The sequence below is a fragment of the Acidithiobacillus sp. genome (genome assembly GCF_049965315.1).
Taxonomy (GTDB): Bacteria; Pseudomonadota; Gammaproteobacteria; order Acidithiobacillales; family Acidithiobacillaceae; genus Acidithiobacillus_B.
In genome coordinates, this window is the sequence record NZ_JBMFWL010000021.1 from 16,030 (window position 1) to 33,108 (window position 17,079).

General features: G+C 63.5%; 15 protein-coding genes and 1 riboswitch. Of the genes, 4 read left to right on the forward strand and 11 right to left on the reverse strand.

What is annotated here, in order from left to right:
• Positions 1-250: 250 nt before the first annotated feature.
• The 10 genes from ACP5MM_RS06650 to pilM form a co-directional block, all read right to left on the reverse strand.
• Entirely contained in the window at positions 251-430 is a 180-nt protein-coding gene (locus ACP5MM_RS06650; RefSeq protein WP_427934293.1) for a hypothetical protein, read from the reverse strand.
• Between the two features lie 63 nt (positions 431-493).
• On the reverse strand, positions 494-1,663 hold the full coding sequence (locus ACP5MM_RS06655) for a deoxyguanosinetriphosphate triphosphohydrolase (protein ID WP_427931857.1): 1,170 nt from the start codon (positions 1,661-1,663) through the stop codon (positions 494-496).
• 37 nt (positions 1,664-1,700) lie between these two features.
• On the reverse strand, positions 1,701-2,516 hold the full coding sequence (thyX, locus tag ACP5MM_RS06660; protein ID WP_427931855.1) for an FAD-dependent thymidylate synthase: 816 nt from the start codon (positions 2,514-2,516) through the stop codon (positions 1,701-1,703).
• Complete coding sequence (gene aroB / locus ACP5MM_RS06665) at positions 2,503-3,603, reverse strand: 3-dehydroquinate synthase (RefSeq protein WP_427931854.1); 1,101 nt, start codon at positions 3,601-3,603, stop codon at positions 2,503-2,505. Before aroB ends, thyX begins: the two co-directional genes overlap by 14 nt.
• Before the next feature lie 69 nt (positions 3,604-3,672).
• Positions 3,673-4,197: a shikimate kinase gene (locus ACP5MM_RS06670; RefSeq protein ID WP_427931852.1), complete on the reverse strand. Its 525-nt coding sequence runs from the start codon at positions 4,195-4,197 to the stop codon at positions 3,673-3,675.
• Positions 4,194-6,575 (reverse strand): type IV pilus secretin PilQ, encoded by a 2,382-nt coding sequence (locus tag ACP5MM_RS06675; protein ID WP_427934294.1) that lies wholly within the window; start codon positions 6,573-6,575, stop codon positions 4,194-4,196. Before ACP5MM_RS06675 ends, ACP5MM_RS06670 begins: the two co-directional genes overlap by 4 nt.
• A gap of 38 nt (positions 6,576-6,613) precedes the next feature.
• Entirely contained in the window at positions 6,614-7,162 is a 549-nt protein-coding gene (locus tag ACP5MM_RS06680) for a pilus assembly protein PilP (protein WP_427931849.1), read from the reverse strand.
• A complete protein-coding gene (locus ACP5MM_RS06685) occupies positions 7,159-7,794 on the reverse strand; it encodes a type 4a pilus biogenesis protein PilO (RefSeq protein ID WP_427931847.1) in 636 nt (211 codons plus the stop codon). The genes ACP5MM_RS06680 and ACP5MM_RS06685 overlap by 4 nt, the downstream gene beginning before the upstream one ends.
• Positions 7,791-8,381 carry a PilN domain-containing protein gene (locus ACP5MM_RS06690; protein WP_427934295.1) on the reverse strand — a complete coding sequence of 197 codons (591 nt, stop codon included), beginning with the start codon at positions 8,379-8,381 and terminating at the stop codon, positions 7,791-7,793. Before ACP5MM_RS06690 ends, ACP5MM_RS06685 begins: the two co-directional genes overlap by 4 nt.
• Positions 8,378-9,439 carry a type IV pilus assembly protein PilM gene (gene pilM / locus ACP5MM_RS06695; RefSeq protein WP_427931843.1) on the reverse strand — a complete coding sequence of 354 codons (1,062 nt, stop codon included), beginning with the start codon at positions 9,437-9,439 and terminating at the stop codon, positions 8,378-8,380. The genes ACP5MM_RS06690 and pilM overlap by 4 nt, the downstream gene beginning before the upstream one ends.
• Before the next feature lie 198 nt (positions 9,440-9,637).
• Here pilM and ACP5MM_RS06700 point away from each other — a divergent pair, with 198 nt between their 5' ends.
• Positions 9,638-11,668: a thioredoxin domain-containing protein gene (locus ACP5MM_RS06700; protein WP_427934296.1), complete on the forward strand. Its 2,031-nt coding sequence runs from the start codon at positions 9,638-9,640 to the stop codon at positions 11,666-11,668.
• Positions 11,669-11,729: 61 nt separating this feature from the next.
• On the opposite strand, the gene ACP5MM_RS06705 is transcribed toward ACP5MM_RS06700, so the two are convergent.
• Positions 11,730-12,485 (reverse strand): hemerythrin domain-containing protein, encoded by a 756-nt coding sequence (locus tag ACP5MM_RS06705; protein ID WP_427931839.1) that lies wholly within the window; start codon positions 12,483-12,485, stop codon positions 11,730-11,732.
• A gap of 135 nt (positions 12,486-12,620) precedes the next feature.
• Positions 12,621-12,715: riboswitch (TPP riboswitch) on the forward strand.
• 38 nt (positions 12,716-12,753) lie between these two features.
• Here ACP5MM_RS06705 and thiC point away from each other — a divergent pair.
• The 3 genes from thiC to ACP5MM_RS06720 form a co-directional block, all read left to right on the forward strand.
• A complete protein-coding gene (thiC, locus tag ACP5MM_RS06710; protein WP_427931837.1) occupies positions 12,754-14,637 on the forward strand; it encodes a phosphomethylpyrimidine synthase ThiC in 1,884 nt (627 codons plus the stop codon).
• A 64-nt stretch (positions 14,638-14,701) separates the two neighbouring features.
• The gene (locus tag ACP5MM_RS06715; RefSeq protein ID WP_427934297.1) at positions 14,702-16,135 is read left to right on the forward strand and encodes an aldehyde dehydrogenase family protein; all 1,434 of its coding nucleotides are present in this window, start codon (positions 14,702-14,704) and stop codon (positions 16,133-16,135) included.
• The coding region (locus ACP5MM_RS06720) for an FAD-dependent oxidoreductase (RefSeq protein WP_427934298.1) at positions 16,132-17,079 on the forward strand (948 nt) is incomplete at its 3' end. The genes ACP5MM_RS06715 and ACP5MM_RS06720, both read left to right, overlap by 4 nt.

The window sequence follows — 17,079 nt, forward strand, 5'->3', positions numbered from 1 at the left end:
CTGAGTAGTATAACCGTCTCCCCGACAGCGTCAAAGGGGCGTAGCGGCGGGAATTCGTTTCGTTCTGGAAATGGCGGTTGCGGGGGCTGCCACCGTTTTTAACAGGAAACAACAGATCGGCTGTCCACGATGGAATAGCGTAGGAGCGGGCCATGGCCGCGACCACCGGTGGTGGCGCCCCCAGCAGGCCGCGGCCATGGGCCGCCCCTACCGGATGTGTGGCCCGTTCCATGATGACGGGGTGCGCCCTTCAGGTCGACGATGGCGGTTTCCGGGCGAGGAGATCGCGGATTTCCCGGAGCAGGATGTTGTTGCGCAAGAGTAAAAAGGGGACTGCTAGCCACAAGAAACAGCCGAAAATCAGGAAAACGACGAGCAGGATTTCGAAACCTACGCTCAATCCCTGAAAAAATCCGTGGATGATCTGCATTGCTGGTCCTCACAACATGGATGGGAATCGCCCGATTACTTCGGACCGCCTTTTGCTCCCTGCTCACGCCTCGCCATGGGGGTCGAAGAGGCGATCGTATTCGGCAATGGCAAAGCGGTCGGTCATGCCGGCGATGTAGTCGGCCACGACCCGGGCGCGGGCCGCCGCATCGCTGCCATCCACCTGCATCCGCCGCTGATATTTGCCGGGCAACAGGCGGGGATCGTCAAGGAGGGTGTGGAATAGGCGGCGCACGAGGCGTTTGGCCTTTTCCGCCTGCCGGTGAACCCGCGGATGGCGGTAGAGTTGCTGATAGAGGAAACGCTTGAGGGTGGTGATTTCGCCGGCCATGGCATCGCTGTGGGCGGCAAGGGGACTTGCCGCGGCACGCACGTCGTCGCTGCAGGCGGGCCGCGCCGCGGCAATGCGCTGTCGCGTTGTCTCCACCAGATCGGTGATCAGGTGATGGATGAGGCGCCGGCCCGTTTCGTGACGGAGCACCGTGGGCCCGGCATGGGGATAGCGCTCCTGAACCGCCGTGAAGATCCGCCCGTAGAGGGGGACATCGAGGAGTTCATCCCGCCGCAGGAGACCGGCACGCAGGCCGTCGTCAATATCGTGATTGTTGTAGGCGATCTCATCGGCGAGGTTGCTGACCTGGGCTTCCAGGCTGGGCTGGGTGCCCAGCAAAAAGCGCTCCCCCACGTCTCCCAGTTTCGCCGCCTTGCTTTTGCTGCAGTGCTTGAGGATGCCCTCGCGGGTCTCAAAGGTCAGGTTGAGGCCGGGAAAATCGCCGTAGCGCTGCTCCAGCTCGTCCACGACCCGCAGCGATTGGATGTTGTGTTCAAAGCCGCCGAAGGCGGCCATGCATTCGTTGAGGGCGTCCTGCCCGGCATGGCCGAAGGGTGTGTGGCCGAGATCGTGGGCCAGGGCAATGGCCTCCACCAGGTCTTCATCGAGGCTAAGTTGGCGGGCGATGGCCCGCGCCACCTGGCCGACCTCCAGGGTGTGGGTCAGGCGGGTGCGGTAAAGATCCCCTTCGTGATTGACGAAAACCTGGGTTTTGTATTCGAGACGGCGAAAGGCCGTGGAATGGATGACCCGATCGCGGTCCCGCTGGAAGGGGCTCCGCCCGGGAGGGGGATCTTCGGGGAAGCGGCGCCCCCGGCTGCTGCCGGCATGGACGGCATGGGGGGCGAGGGCCAGGCTCCCCTCCGGGCAGGCCGCAGTCATGATGCGGATGCCCCCGCCGCCAGGCCGCCCAGGCCGCTCACGCGGGGGATCTCCCGCTCTCGTCCAGCACCCGCTGCATGGTCTGGGCGAGGAGCGGCAAGCGGGCGGCGAAGAGCGCAAAGGCCGCATCGGCATATTGCCGGATTTCGTACTGGGCGTCGGCCTTGCGCCGGAGCTGGAAAAAATTCATCAGACTGCGGAAGTTGACCGTCCAGTACACATCGGAATAAGCCGCCACCGGCATGGCATTGCGCAACAGTTCCCGTGCCCGGCCGCGATAGGGGTCGCGGCCGCCGCTCTTGGCGGGGAGCGCGCCTTCCTCGCGAGCGCCATCAATGCGTTGGCAGGCGGCTTGATACTGCGTTTCGTACCAGGCGAACAACTGCTTCATGAGGGCTTCGTATTCGCCGAGGGCCTGGTCGTCCAGAACCGGGAAGCCATCCACGCAACGGGCCTCAAGGTCGGGGATATAGGCGACCGAGATGGGCTTGCGATAGCGCATGGAGAATTCGTTCCAGCTTGATATCCGATGCTTGACCCACTGGCGCAGCACAAAAATGGGGGCAATGAAGCGGTAACGAAAATATACGGTCTCGAAGGGCGTGCCGTGGGCATCCCGCAGCAGTTGGTAGAGAAGGTCGGTGTCCCGCTCGCTGAAGTCGTTGCGGCTGCGCAGGCGCTGATTGGTGGAACTGATCCGCGCCGTATTGATGATGGTAGCTTCGTCGCCCCAGGTTTCCTCCAACTCGATAAAGCCGAAGTTGCCGATCCGCCGCGTGCCCTCGGGATTGAGGGCCAGGCGCTGCTCCATCTCGGCGATGATTTCCGCGGTGGCTTTGTTAATCCCTTCCATGCTCGTTCTCCATGAACGCATTCAAAGTCTGGATGACGGCAGCAGGAGGGACGTCGCCGGTGATCACCGCCTCGCCGATGCCGCGCAGGAGGATAAAGCGCACCTGCCCGCCTTGGGCCTTTTTATCCACCTGCATGAAGCGCAAATATTCCGCCGCCGGAAGGCGCGGGGCGAGGGTGGGCAGACCGGCACCCTCCATAAGGGCATAGATGCGGTCCTGCTCGCTCTCGCGAATGAGATCCAGGCGCCGCGAGAGGTCCGCGGCCATGATGATGCCGATGGCTACGGCCTCGCCGTGGAGAAAGGTGCCGTAGCCGCTCGCCGCTTCGATGGCGTGGCCGAAGGTATGACCGAGGTTCAGGATGGCGCGCAGGCCGCCTTCCTGTTCATCCCGGGCGACGACCTCGGCCTTGTCGGCGCAGGAACGCTCGATGACGTGCATGAGGGCCGCCGTATCCCGTGCCATGACGGCATCCATGTGATCTTCCAACCAGGAAAAAAAACCTTGATCGCTGATGAGGCCGTATTTGATCACTTCCGAAAGACCCGAACGAAATTCCCGTTCGGGGAGGGTGTCGAGGGTATCCGTATCCGCGATCACCGCCCGGGGCTGATAAAAGGCGCCGATCATGTTTTTGCCGAGGGGATGGTTCACCCCGGTTTTCCCCCCCACCGAGGAGTCCACCATGGCCAGCAGGGTGGTAGGCACCTGCAGATAGGCAACGCCGCGCTGATAGGTGGCGGCGGCAAAGCCGGCGATGTCGCCGATGACCCCGCCGCCCAGGGCGCAGAGGCTGCAGTCCCGGCCAAAGCCGGCGCTCAGCAACTGGCCCGTGATCTCCTGGATGCTGGCGAGGGTCTTGCTCCCTTCGCCTGCCGGCAGGATGATGTTGAGGACCGTTTTGCCCAGGGAGCGAAGCGTCTTGTGGAGGGTTTCCAGATAGAGGGGGGCCACATTGCTGTCGCTGACGATGGCCACCGGGCCGGGGGCTAGGGCGGGCGCAAAGCGGTCCTTGTCGCCCATCAGGCCGGGACCGATATGAATGGGATAACTGCGACTGCCTAGCTCAACCCGAAGACTCTGCATGACTGGAAAAGACTCTGTGGCCAAATATGTTTCCCATTGTTCTGCTTCTGGACCGTTGAGGCAAGGGGGTCAGGGCGCTTGCCGATGGAAGCGCAGGATCCGCCGCAGGACCTGATCGGCGCGCAGGCCATCGGTTTTGATCCGCCAGTGGGCGGTCTCCCGGTAGATGGGGTTGCGCATCTCGGCCAGGGAGCGCAGCCGTTGTTCCAGGTCCGCCACCTGCAGCAAGGGGCGGCTGCGGTCCTGGCGCAATCGCTTGAGCTGTTCCTCCACGCTTACGTCCAGGTACACCACCCGTCCCATAGCGCGCAGGTGCTGGCGGTTGGCGGCGGAAAGGACGGCGCCGCCGCCCGTGGCCAGTACCATGGCCGTCTGCTGGGCGGCCAGATCGGCGATCACCCGGCTTTCCCGCAGGCGGAAGCCCGCCTCGCCCTCGATTTCAAAGATCGTATTGATGGAAACGCCGGTATTTTCCAGGATGATGGCGTCGCTATCGGCGAAGGGCAAATGCAAGCGGGCGGCCAGCAGCCGCCCGATGGTGGATTTGCCCGATCCCATGGGCCCCACCAGGATTACGCTGCCCTCGGCCTTCATCCGCCACTGGCAAGAGAGGATTCACCCTCTGCGGAACCATCCTGCGCCCCGTCATTGATGATTTTTGGGGTGAGGAAGATGAGGAGTTCGGTCTGGGCGATATTGTTGGTACGGCTCTTGAACAGCCAGCCCAGGCCGGGGATGTCCTTCAACAAGGGTATCCCGGTGTCGAAGTTGCTGTGGGTGTCGGTGAAGATGCCGCCGATGACGACGGTCTGGCCATTGGCAACCAGGAGCTTGGTTTTCACCGACTGGGTGTTGATGGGCACGCCGGAGGGCAGGGCCTGGGCGTAGTTCGGCTGATCGTTGGTGGCACTGACATCCATGGTGATCTTGCCGTTGGGCGCAATATGGGGCGTCACGTCCAGGCTCAACACCGCCTTCTTGAAGGAGACCGAGGTGGCGCCGCTGCTGGTGGCCTGTTGGTAGGGGATCTCCTGGCCTTGTTGGATGACGGCTTTTTCGTTGTCGGCGGTCAGCACCTTGGGACTGGAGATGATCTTGGCCTTGTTGGCCACCTGCAGGGCCTGCAGTTGCAAATCGATGACCCGGCTGCCGGAGGCCGTGCCCAGGGCAAAAGCCAAAGAGGCCGGATTGACGCCCGCCAGGGCGGTGCCCGCCGTTGGCGCCGGGAGATTGACCAGGGCGGGGACCGAGAAGCCGGTGGTGCCGGTGGTCGTGGTGGCGCTGCCGGTCAGCGGAAAAGATCCGCCCTGGGTGTTGGTCGTCCCGGAAGCGCCGGTGCCCGACAGGTTGATGACGCCGCTACCCGTATTGGAGGTATAGGTGCCGCCCCATTGCACGCCGAGAGACTGGGCGGCGTTGGTGGTGATTTGCACGATGCGCGCCTCGATGAGGACCTGGGGTACCGGCCGGTCGATTTTCGCAATCAGCTTTTTGATGTTGTCGATATCCTGGGGGGTATCGCGAACCAGGAGACTGTTGGTCCGGGTCACCACCGCCACGGATCCCCGCGAACCGAGCAAGGAGTTGCCCAGGGTGGAGGAGGGGATCCCCAGGGCCGCGGCGAGGGCCGCGTTTTGCGCGGCAGTGGCCGCGGTGTTGCCGTAGGTCGCCCCCTCGCTGGGAGAAATGCCGTTGTTTTGTTGGGAAAATCCTTGCAGGAGTTGGGCGATCTCCGTGGCACGGGCATATTTGATGGGAATGAGTTGGGTGACCAGCGGTTCCAGCTTGCGCTTGCTGGCGGCGGCCTTCAGCTCGGCTTCCTCCTGGGTGCTGATCTGATTGGCCGGGGCTACCCAGAGGATGTTGCCGATATGTTTTACGGCCAGGCCCTGGGAGTCGAGGATCACCTTGAAGGCCTGTTCCCAGGGGACATTTTTCAGGCGGATGGTCAGGGTGCCGGTGACGTTGTTGGATACCACGATGTTCTGATGCGTGAAGTCGGCGATCACCTGGAGGGCGTCGCGGACGCTGATGTTCTGGAAGTCCATGCTCAGCCGGGCGCCGGCGGCCACTCCGGCGGCGCTTTCGCTGGCGGGCTTGGCGTGGACATTGACCAGGAGGTGGTTGCCCAACTGGTAGGCCGAGTATTCAAAGGGCCCATTGATGGCAAAGACCAGGCGGGTGTCGGAGCCGCGCGGGTAGCTGTCGATATATTGCACCGGCGTCCCGAACTGATTGACGTCAAAACGGTGGGCATAGCTCGCTGGTAGCTGGGTATCCTTGAGGTCCACCACCAGCGCGCCATCTTCCCGGGTCACGTTCATCTGGGGTTGGCTGCCATTGATGGTGAGGTCGAGAATACCCCCGCCTTCCTTGCCGCGCTTGAAGCCGAGGTCGGCGATGCTGGTGCCGTTGACGGTCGGCAGCGGGGCCGGCGCGGAAGCGCTTGCCTCCCCGGCGGTTGCCGCGGGGGAGGGCGCCGGGGTGGCAACGGGGGCGGCTGCTGCCGTGCCGGGGGCCGCGCCTTTCTCGGCAACGAGCGCAATCCGGTAGCCGCCGGGCGCCGGCTCGATCATGATCGCCTGGGGCGTTCTCAGCAGGAGGTCGAGGCGGGCTTTGCCCGGCAGGTTTTCCGCGAGGACGTCCTGTATCGCTCCCTCACCATGGACGGTGCCTACGGAGCCGGCAAAATGGGCGTCGGTAAAATCGATCTGCACCCGGTAGCCGCCATTGAGGGTGTTGACATCGTAGGCGGGGCGCTCGGTGGAGCGAATGAGCAGGGCGGCACCATGCTGATCCTGAACGGGTGCGATGCCGGTAATCAGGCTTTCCGCCCACGCCGGCGCCGATGCCAGGCACAAGGCTGCCAGGACGGCCATGGCGGCGGGTCGTAAGGGGGCCGGCATGGGGCGGCGCGCCCGGTGGTGCCGGGAGGCGTTGGCGTGGCGGGCGGTGCAAGGTGCTGTGCTCATGGGTCTCTGTCCTCTATCTTTTTGGGCTGGCAGTCCGCTTAGGCGCCACTTTGCATGTGCATGACGGTTTGCTGTTTCTGGAATCCGCCGAAGGCGTTGGGAATGTACTCCTCCACGGTGACGGAGCGTTTCCCCGGCTGGTCGTCAATGCGAACGATGCGTCCGTCGTTCTTGCCGACATAGCTGCCGATGGTGGCGCGATAGATCTTCTGGTCCGGCGCCTGGATGACCGCCCAGAGATGCCCCTGGGAGTCGCGCACGATCCCGTTGATCTTCAGGCTGGACAGGTCATATTTCTCCAGGGGCTGCAAAGGGCCGTGGGCCTGCGGCCGTGGCCCTTCGCTGGCCTGTGCGGCAAGCTGGCGCAGCCGCAATTCCGAGAAGCTGGTGAAAGGATCGCGGCCCTTCTCGCCAACGTAGGCGGCGGCATGATAGACCTGGGTGGCAGGCAGGGGCGTGATGTGGGTATTGAATTTCGGCCCACTGGCGACAAACTGACGCAAATCGCTGAGGTCGTCGCCGTGCTGGCAGCCCGCCAGCAAGGTCAGGGCGCCGATGACGAGGACCGATGGGGCAAGGTTCTTCATGGCTTCGCCCCCGCTTTTTCACTATTGTCCAGATAGCGATAGGTCGTGGCCGTGCATTGCAATACCAGTTTTTGCGTGGATTGCGCCTTTGCCGCCTCGTCGCTTCCGGTGTTGGGCAGCCGGGTGATGTCGATGTCATTCAGGGTGACGATGCGCGGCATGGCGGCCACGGCCGCAGCAAATTGCCCCATGGCGTCATAGGTGCCTACCACCTTGAGCTTGACGGGGATTTCGGCGTAGAAATTCTTGCTCACCTCGGGGAGCGGCTGGAAAAGCTCAAACTCCAGTCCGCGGCTGCGTCCCGCCAGGGTGACGTCGTCCAGGAGGGAGGGGATCTGGGTGCGATTGGGCAATTGTTCCAGGAAGCGGGTGAAGCGTACCTGCATTTCCTTGATCTGCGCCTGATAGGCGGGAAGCCCCGCAGCCAGTAGCTGCTTTTGGCGGATCTGCTCCTTGAGGCTGCTTTCCTGTTGACGGAGCTGGTTGATCCGGTCATTTTCCGGAGCGATGAACCATATCCACGCGACGATACCCACCAGTACCACCAGGATCGCCACAGCGATGAGCTTGGTTTTGATGGGCCAGCGGATAATATCCTCGATCTGGAGATTGCGCAGTTCGTCAAGGGTCATGGCCGTGCACCTTTGCTGCTTTGCCCGTTGCTCTTGGTGGCGCTTACCGGTGCGCGGATATTCATCTGCAGAGAAAACTGGCCGACTTCCTCGTTGCCCAGCTTGGCCTTGCTGATGATGTTCAGCAGGGGCTTGTCGAAAGTGGTCGAGGCTTCGATATTGCGCATCAATTCGGCTACCTGATTATTGGCCTGGGAATAGCCGTCCACCGTGACGGTGTTGCCCTGCTGTTGCAGGTGGGTGAGGAAAATCCCGGGTGGCGTGATGGTGGCCAGGGTGTTGAAAATCCGTACGGTGAGGTCGCGTTTGCCCTGGAGGTCGGTGATGATCCCTTCGCGGGAGAGCAGTTGGTCACGTTCCTTGCGCAGATCGACAATGGAGGCGATTTGTTTGTCGAGGCCCTGGGCCACGCCTTGCAGATATTGTACGCGCTGTTCCTGGACCGCGGCGCGATAGCTGAAGATTTCGTAGATCCCGTAGTAAAAAAAGCCGGCGAGAATGAGCACCGCCATCAGTCCGGCGGCGAAGAGCTGATTTTGCCGGGCCCGCCGCGCTTCCCGGTAGGGCAACAGATTGATGCGGATCATGCGGGCAACCTCCGCAAGGCAAGACCGCAGGCTACCGCCAGGGAGGATCGGTCGGCATCCAGAAAGCGGCGGCTCACCTGGGCCGCCATTTCCATGCCGGCAAAGGGATCCGGAACGTGTACCGGAAAGTTCACCAAACGGCGCAGGTGCTCAGCCAACTGCGGTGTCTGGGCGCCGAGACCGAAGAGGTGAACCGCGCCGATGGTGGTATCCGGCATGCTGGCCTGGAAAAAATCCAGGGAGCGGAACAATTCCTGGGCGGTGCTGCGGGCGAAGGGCGTCAGGACGTCGCTGGCGTAATCCGGCGGCAAACCGCCGAAGCGCTGCATGCGCAGGGCATCATTGGCATCCAGCCCATAACGTCGCTGGATGTCTTCGATGAGGCGGGTCACCCCGAAGTTATGCTCACGGGAATAGACGGGTTGGCCTTCATGAAAGACATAGATGTTGGTCGTGATGCTGCCCATTTCGACGAGCACGACGGCGCCCTCCTCGGTACCCTGGTGGGGATCCTGACGCACGAGATGCTCATGCAGCAACCAGAGGGAGAAAGGTTCGACATCGACTATCTTCGGCTTCAGGCCGGCCTCTTCCAGAACGGCGACGCGGTCTTCCACCGTTTCCTTTTTGCAGGCTACCAGCAATACCTGCTGATATCCCTTGCGCGAGCTGTCATTACCCAGAGGAGAGAAGTCAAAGTTGACGGCATCGATGCTGTAGGGGATGTACTGTCCCCCTTCGAAGCGGATCTGCTCCTCGATCCCCATCTCGCCCAGGTCCTTGGGGAGGGAGATGACCTTTACGATGGCGGCGTTGGCCGGCAAGGCCGTCGCCACCGCCTTGGTGCGTACGCGCGAGCGCTCCAGGATGATGCGAATGGTGCGCGTGACGGCTTCCACATCGTGGATGGCGCGTTCGCTGACCGCTCCCGGAGGAAGCGCTTCGGCGTCCGCATGTTCCACCCGCAAGCCGCCGCGGAGCACGGCGATTTCTACGAGTTTGACAGCATCAGGACTGATGTCGAGTCCTGCGAGGGGGGGGCTTGGCAAGCGCAGCACGTTTCTTCCCTGTGGTATGGTGTTGGTTCCCGGTACGCGTTTCACCCCGGCGGATGGCAAGGGGCCTGTCCTGTTTGAGCGTCGCAGGGGAAATTAGCAGCATTACGGCCCCTGTCAAGGTGAAGATGGGAAAAAGGGCTTTTCGCGGTGCCGGGCTGTGTTAGGCTGGAAGCATTCCGAAGGCCTTGAGGAGCACCCATGAGCAACCGACTGGCAAATGCCGCGAGCCCTTATCTGCGCCAACATGCGGATAATCCCGTCGACTGGTATCCCTGGGGAGAGGAGGCCTTGGCCCGCGCCCGGGAGGAGAACCGGCCCATCCTCTTGTCCATCGGCTATTCGGCCTGCCACTGGTGCCATGTGATGGCCCATGAATCCTTTGCGGATCCGGCCATCGCCCGGATCATGAATGCCGGCTTCGTCAATATCAAGGTAGACCGCGAGGAACGCCCGGACCTGGATCAGGTCTACCAGTTGGCGCAGCAGATGATGACCCGGCGCGCCGGAGGCTGGCCCCTCACGGTCTTCCTGACGCCGGATTTGCTGCCCTTTTATGGCGGCACCTATTTCCCCAAATCGCCCCGGTACGGTTTGCCGGGTTTCGGCGACCTTTTGCAGCAGATCCTGGGCGTATATCACCAGCGCGGCGAGGAAGTGCAGGCGCAGGCAACGGCCTTGGGGGAGGCCCTGGGACGCCTGGGAACGGGGCATGATCCGGCGCAACCGCCCCGCTGGACGTCGGCGGCGCAGGCGGCGCTGACGTCCCTGGCCCAGCACTTTGACCGGCGCTGGGGCGGTCTGGGCGACGCGCCCAAGTTTCCGCAGGTTCCGACGCTGGAGTTTTTGGCCATGCAAGGCGCGCAGGGCAATGCGCTAGCGTTGGACATGCTGGACCAGACCCTCGCGGCGATGGCGCGGGGCGGCCTTTTTGATCAGATCGGGGGCGGTTTTTTCCGCTACAGCGTGGATGCGCGTTGGGAAATCCCGCACTTCGAGAAGATGCTGTATGACAATGGCCAGATGCTGTCGATTTATGCCTTGGGCCAGGCGTTGCAGGCGGATCCCCTCTATGGGGAAGTGGTGGAGGCCAGCGTGAACTGGCTGATGCGGGAGATGCGCGGCCCCGAGGGAGGTTTTTATAGCGCCCTGGATGCGGATTCCGCCGGGGAGGAGGGGCATTTTTATCTCTGGCAGCGTTCCGCGGTGGAAAATGCCCTGGATCCGGAACTCCGGGCATTGGCTTTGCGCTGCTGGGGCCTGGATCGGCCGGCCAATTTCGAGGGGCGGGCCTGGCACCTGCAACGCTCCATGGAGCCGGCCGCTGCGGCGCAGGCCCTGGGCGAGGCGGAAGGGACGGCTGCCCAAGACTTGCAGCGGGCGCGGGAACGGCTTTTTCGCGTGCGCGCAGAGCGCCCCCGCCCCAGCCTCGATGATAAATGCCTATGCGCCTGGAATGCCTTGACCCTGCGCGGCTTGGCCCTGGCTGGACGGACTTTTGGGCGGCGGGAATGGATCCGCCTGGCGCAGGAAACGGCGGATTTCCTGCGCGCGCGGCTTTGGCAGGATGGCCGCCTGTATGCCGTGTGGAAAGAGGACGGGGCCTACCAGCCGGCCTACCTGGATGATCACGCATTTTTGCTGCACGGGTTGCTGGAGCTGTTGCAGGGGGAGTTCCGGGTAGAGGACCTGCACTTTGCCCAGGATCTGGCCGAGGCCCTGCTGAATCGTTTCATGGATGCCCGGCGCGGCGGGTTTTTCTTTACCGCCGACGACCAAGCCACGCCGGTCACGCGCATGAAACCGAGCCAGGACCAGGCCATCCCTGCCGGTAACGGCATTGCCATTCTCGCCCTGCAGCGCTTGGGGCACTTGCTGGGGGAAGCCCGTTACCTGGATGCGGCGGCGCTGGGCCTGCAAGCCTTTGGCGGAGATTTGGCGGAGCATGGGCTTGCCGTCCCGACCCTGTTGTGCGCCTTGCGGGAGGCTCAGGAACCGCTGCCGACCATGATCGTCCGTGGCTCCATCACCGCCCTGGAGTCCTGGCGCGCCTCCCTTTCCGGGCAATACCCCGGCGACCGGGTCACGGTGTTTATCGCCAATGGGGTGAAAGGCCTGCCGCCCATCCTGGAGCGGGCAGCCCCCGCTGGCGGCCGGGCCTGGCTGTGTCGGGGCGCACAGTGCCTGGCCCCGGTGGATAGCCCGGAGGAGTTGCTGGCGTTGCTGGAGTAGCGAACCGGCCAGCGCCGGACTACACCCGCCGCTACGGGCCGGTTGTTGCAGCCACAGCGCCTCAAGGAAAAAGCGCGCAGATCTCCCTGTCCTCCGCCCCCGCCAGCAATGCCTTGGCGCGCAGGAGGAATTCCCGGGCGCGCCCGCGGTCAGCGTTACAGGCCGTTTGCCAGATGGGGAAGAGGGTATTTTCCTCGCGATTTTCGTGTTTGGCCAAGGAGCCGGAGAGCACGGCGCAGATGGGGGCGAGGAGGCCGTAATCCCGTTCGTTGAAGGCTTCCTCCAGAATGCGTGCCTGCTCGACGATGCTTTCGTGCTCGCCCAGCATGTGGCTCAGTGGACCGTGCTCGGCATCGCCCCCCAATGCCGGCCCGAGGATGTTGTTTTCCAGATGCACATGGCGGCGCAGGCCGATCCAGTAGTCCTTAAAAATATGTTCCGCCTCGCCCATGTCGTTCTGGTTGGCGGCCAGGAGCACATCGGCGAACTGGCGATCCAGGCGGAAGTGATCCCAAGTCAAAAGATCGACCACGTCGTGTGCCTCGGCTTCGGCCCGCGGTTGTACTGCGATCTCCCATTGCGGGCCGTGCTGCGTGGCCGACCAGGAGATGCTGTCGCGGAGCTGGAAGGCAATAGCCTTCATCAGCGGCGCGGGTTCAAAATCCACCAGGATCTGCAGGCGCTGGCCCAGACCCAGCCGCTGTGCCGCGGCGAAGACCACGGGGCGTGCCGATTGATCCGCTTGGCCGAGCAAGTCGAGTGAGACGGAAGCATTGGGGCCAGGGTCCTGGATGACATCCCGTTGTGCATTGGACACGATACGATCTCCTTTTCGCTGCGCTGCCGGATAAGGCGAATGTGCGCTCATTTTGCGTGTTTTGGCAAGCGGCGACCGCCCTGCCGGCGCTCTGCCATCGTCCTTGACAGTAGCAGCCCCGCCGCTTACCTTTGAACCTAACGCTAGGGGCGTCCACGCAGGTGGGCTGAGAGGTACCCTTGGAACCTGATCCGGGTCATGCCGGCGGAGGGAAGCGGTTGCGCTCTCCATCGGATGTCGCCCATTATCCGCCTTTATGGAGTGTGTCATGGCTACTCGTCCCAAAGACCTTTCCCTGAACGAAGAGCAACTGGCCGCCATCACCAGCGGTCCCATTGCCGGGTCACGGAAGAGCTATCGGCAGGGAACACGCTATCCCGCCCTGCGCGTACCCTATCGCGAGATCGGGCAGACACCGACGAGGGCCAGGGATGGCAGCCTGGAAGCAAACCCCGCCATTCCCGTTTATGACAGCAGCGGTCCTTTCACCGATCCGGAGTTTGCCATGGACCTGGAGGCGGGGCTGCCGCCGTTGCGTCAGGCATGGGCCGACCCCGATCTGGAAATTTATGCGGAGCCCAGTTCCGCGTTTGGCCGGGGGCGGCTCCACGATCCCGCCACCGAGCATCTGCGTTTTCCTTCGCGCCGCTCCATTCGCCGGGCGCGGGCAGGTGGCAACGTCTCGCAGATGCATTATGCGCGGCGCGGCATCATTACTCCCGAAATGGAGTTTGTGGCCATCCGCGAAAACCAGTGCCTCGATCGTCTGCGGGAGCAGGCGCCGGCGCTCTTCCGCGCCCATCGCGGGCAGGCCTTGGGGGCCGCCATCCCCGCTACCGTCACGCCCGAGTTTGTGCGCGACGAAGTGGCCTGCGGGCGGGCCATCATCCCCGCCAACATCAACCATCCCGAGTTGGAGCCGATGATCATCGGCCGCAATTTTCTGGTCAAGATCAATGCCAATATCGGCAATTCTGCGGTGAGTTCGTCCATTGCCGAAGAAGTGGAAAAAATGGTCTGGGCCATTCGTTGGGGGGCGGATACGGTGATGGATCTGTCCACCGGCAAGCATATTCACGAAACGCGCGAGTGGATCATCCGCAATAGCCCGGTTCCCATTGGCACCGTGCCCATTTATCAGGCCTTGGAAAAAGTGGACGGCAAGGCCGAGGCCCTGACCTGGGAGCTCTATCGCGACACCCTCATCGAACAGGCGGAGCAGGGGGTGGATTACTTCACCATCCATGCCGGTGTGCTGCTGCGCTATATCCCCATGACGGCGGATCGCCTGACCGGCATCGTGTCGCGCGGGGGGTCCATCATGGCCAAGTGGTGTCTGGCCCATCACCGGGAGAATTTCCTCTATACCCATTTCGAGGAGATTTGCGAGATCATGAAGGCCTATGACGTGAGCTTTTCCCTGGGGGATGGCCTGCGTCCCGGGTCGTTGGCGGATGCCAATGACGAAGCGCAGTTTGCCGAGCTGCATACCTTGGGAGAACTGACGCAGATCGCCTGGCGCCACGACGTGCAGGTCATGATCGAGGGGCCGGGGCACGTACCCATGCAGATGATTCAGGCCAACATGGAAGAGGAGCTCAAGCACTGCTTTGAGGCGCCCTTTTACACCCTGGGGCCCCTCACTACCGATATCGCTCCCGGTTACGACCATATCACCAGCGCCATCGGCGCAGCGCAGATTGCCTGGTACGGCACGGCCATGCTCTGCTATGTCACGCCCAAGGAGCACCTTGGCCTGCCGGACAAAAACGACGTACGCGAAGGCGCCGTTGCCTACAAGATCGCCGCCCATGCGGCGGACCTGGCCAAGGGCCATCCCGGGGCCCAGGTGCGCGATAATGCGCTGTCCAAGGCGCGTTTCGAGTTCCGCTGGGAGGATCAGTTCAACCTTGGCCTGGATCCCGAGCGGGCGCGTTCCTACCATGACGAGACCCTGCCCCAGGAGGGGGCCAAGGTGGCGCACTTCTGCTCCATGTGCGGGCCGCACTTCTGCTCCATGAAAATCTCCCAAGATCTCCAGGAGTATGCCCAAAGCAAGGGCCTGGAGGCGCTGGAAGAGGCGAGGGAGGAAGGAATGCAGGAAAAGTCCGAGGACTTTCGCCGTTTGGGCCAAAACATCTATCTGCGATGATCGCCCTTCCTGTCGGGACCGGCTGATGTCCGCGCACAGCGCTGGCGGGTCCAGGGACTCGCCCATGGGGGAGCCCCTGGATTTTTTGTTGGCCCAGCGCGCCGATCTGGAGCGCCGGGGCTCCCCCGGTTACGGGCAGCGCATGATGGCGCTGGAGGCCCTGGGGGAGCTGCTGGACCGCCATTGCGCGGAATTGGGCGCGGCCATCGCCAGGGACTTCGGGGGGCGCAGCCAGCGCGAAACGGAGATTTTCGAGATTTATCCCCTGCAGGCCGAGATTCGTCATGTGCGGCGGCACCTGCGGAGCTGGATGCGGACACGGCGGGCGGCTACGGCCTGGCCCTTTTTCCCGGCACGGGCCGAGACCGTTGTCCATCCCGTAGGCGTGGTGGGCATCATGGGCGCCTGGAATTACCCCCTCCTGTTGACCTTGTTGCCCTTGATATCGGTATTGGCTGCGGGCAACCACGCCATGATCAAGGCCCCGCGCCTGGCTGGTGCCAGCAGCACCCTGCTGGCACGCCTGCTAGGGAAACGCTTTCCCGTGGAATATGTGATGGTCCTGCAGGGCGGCGCCCGGCTCAATCAGATCTTTCCGAGCCTGCCTTTCGATCACCTGATTTTTTCCGGTTCCACTCGCACCGGTCGGGTGATCGCCCGGGCGGCGGCCCGCAATCTGATGCCGGTCACCCTTTCCTTGAGCGGGAAAAGCCCGGCCATTGTTCACCAGGCTTATCCCGTCGCCATGGCGGCCCGGCGGATCCTGGGGGGCAAGTTGATGAATGCCGGCCAGACCTGCATCGCTCCGGATTATGTCTTCGTGGCGGAGCAGCAATTGGGCATTTTCCTGAGCGCCGCGCAGGAGGCCATACAAGAACTCTACCCGCGTTGGTGGGATAATCCCGATTATACCGCCATCCCCGACGGGGGGCTTTATGCGCGCCTCCAGGATCTGCTGCAGGACGCACGGCAAAAGGGCGCCCAGTCCTGGGCGCCGGCCGGGACTGCGGTGGATCATGGGCAGCCCGGATGGCGCTTTCCGCCGACCTTGTTATGGGATTTGCGTGACGATATGGCGGTGATGGAAGAGGAGATCTTCGGCCCGCTTCTGGCGATACGGACCTATACCCGGATCGACGAGGCCTTCGCTTATGTGCATGCCCATCCCGCCCCGCTGGCCTTGTACTACTTCGACCCGGATCGGCGGCGGGCACGGCGTTGCACCCGAGGGCTGCAGGTGGGTGGGGTGACCATCAACGATACCATTTTCCACGCAGCCCAGCCGGGTCTCCCCTTTGGCGGCATTGGCGCCAGCGGCATGGGACAATATCGCGGAGAATATGGATTCCATCGCTTTTCCCATCACCTGGGGGTCTTTTACCAGAGCCGGTACAACGCTTGCGACTGGATCCGGCCACCCTACGGAGCGATCAGCCGCAGGCTGATGCAGGCGCTGATCCGCAGTCGCTCCCGCATCTTCGGTGCCGGGAAGACATGACGGAGCCCCGTGCGGATGTGCTGGTGGTAGGATCGGGGCCGGCCGGGGCCATGGTCGCCCGCGATCTGGCACGGGCCGGTGCCAAAGTCCTGATCCTGGAGCGGGGGCGGGAGACGACGCCGGCCAGCGGACTTCTGGCCCTGTGGCGCCGGAGGGAAGCGCTGCTGGTAGCCCCTGGCGTAACCCTGCTGCGTGGCCTGCGGGTGGGGGGAGGCTCGACGGCCTTTTTCCATACGGCCATCGCCCCGCCCTTGGACCTTTTCCGCCGCCATGGCGTGGAGCTCCACAGCGACCTGGCCGCCGTCCAGGCCGAACTGCCCATGGCCCCCCTGGGCGACGACTTGATCGGGCCGCTGGCAGGGCGCATGGCGGAGGCGGCCCGGGCGCTCGGCCTGCCCTGGCAGCGCCTGCCCAAGATGATCTATCAGGAGCGTTGCCGGCAGGGTCTATGCCCGCCCGCGGCGCGCTGGAGTGCGGGGGATCTGCTGGCCGAGGCGCAAAGGCTCGGCGCAAGACTGCAGACGGGTGTGGCGGTACGGCGCGTCCTGAACCGGGAGGGGCGGGCCGTTGGCGTGGAAGGGGAGCTTGATGGCCGCGTTCGACGCTGGGAGGCGGGCCGGGTCATTGTCGCCGCCGGCGGGATCGCCACCCCTCTCATTCTGCGCAATAGCGGCATCGGAGGGGCGGGTCGGGGATTCTTCTGCGATCCCTTGCGGATCGTCATGGGCAGCGTGGATGGGCGGCGGGGCGCGGACGAATTGCCCATGTCGGCGGGTTTCGTGGATCGCGATGCCGGATTCATGCTGTCGGACATCGCCGTGCCCCGCAACTTTTATCGAGCCTTTGCCTTGGGAAGCACCAGGCCGGATCGTGTTTTTGCCTACGCTCATACCATGATGGTCATGGTCAAGATCCGCGATGAAATTGCCGGCGAGATCCGCCCC

Bases quoted from the DNA above. Each gene is read 5' to 3' on its own strand.
- ACP5MM_RS06650 (WP_427934293.1), bottom strand. From the start codon at position 430: ATGCAGATCATCCACGGATTTTTTCAGGGATTGAGCGTAGGTTTCGAA.
- ACP5MM_RS06655 (WP_427931857.1), bottom strand. From the start codon at position 1,663: ATGACTGCGGCCTGCCCGGAGGGGAGCCTGGCCCTCGCCCCCCATGCC.
- thyX (WP_427931855.1), bottom strand. From the start codon at position 2,516: ATGGAAGGGATTAACAAAGCCACCGCGGAAATCATCGCCGAGATGGAG.
- aroB (WP_427931854.1), bottom strand. From the start codon at position 3,603: ATGCAGAGTCTTCGGGTTGAGCTAGGCAGTCGCAGTTATCCCATTCAT.
- ACP5MM_RS06670 (WP_427931852.1), bottom strand. From the start codon at position 4,197: ATGAAGGCCGAGGGCAGCGTAATCCTGGTGGGGCCCATGGGATCGGGC.
- ACP5MM_RS06675 (WP_427934294.1), bottom strand. From the start codon at position 6,575: ATGAGCACAGCACCTTGCACCGCCCGCCACGCCAACGCCTCCCGGCAC.
- ACP5MM_RS06680 (WP_427931849.1), bottom strand. From the start codon at position 7,162: ATGAAGAACCTTGCCCCATCGGTCCTCGTCATCGGCGCCCTGACCTTG.
- ACP5MM_RS06685 (WP_427931847.1), bottom strand. From the start codon at position 7,794: ATGACCCTTGACGAACTGCGCAATCTCCAGATCGAGGATATTATCCGC.
- ACP5MM_RS06690 (WP_427934295.1), bottom strand. From the start codon at position 8,381: ATGATCCGCATCAATCTGTTGCCCTACCGGGAAGCGCGGCGGGCCCGG.
- ACP5MM_RS06700 (WP_427934296.1), top strand. From the start codon at position 9,638: ATGAGCAACCGACTGGCAAATGCCGCGAGCCCTTATCTGCGCCAACAT.
- thiC (WP_427931837.1), top strand. From the start codon at position 12,754: ATGGCTACTCGTCCCAAAGACCTTTCCCTGAACGAAGAGCAACTGGCC.
- ACP5MM_RS06715 (WP_427934297.1), top strand. From the start codon at position 14,702: ATGGGGGAGCCCCTGGATTTTTTGTTGGCCCAGCGCGCCGATCTGGAG.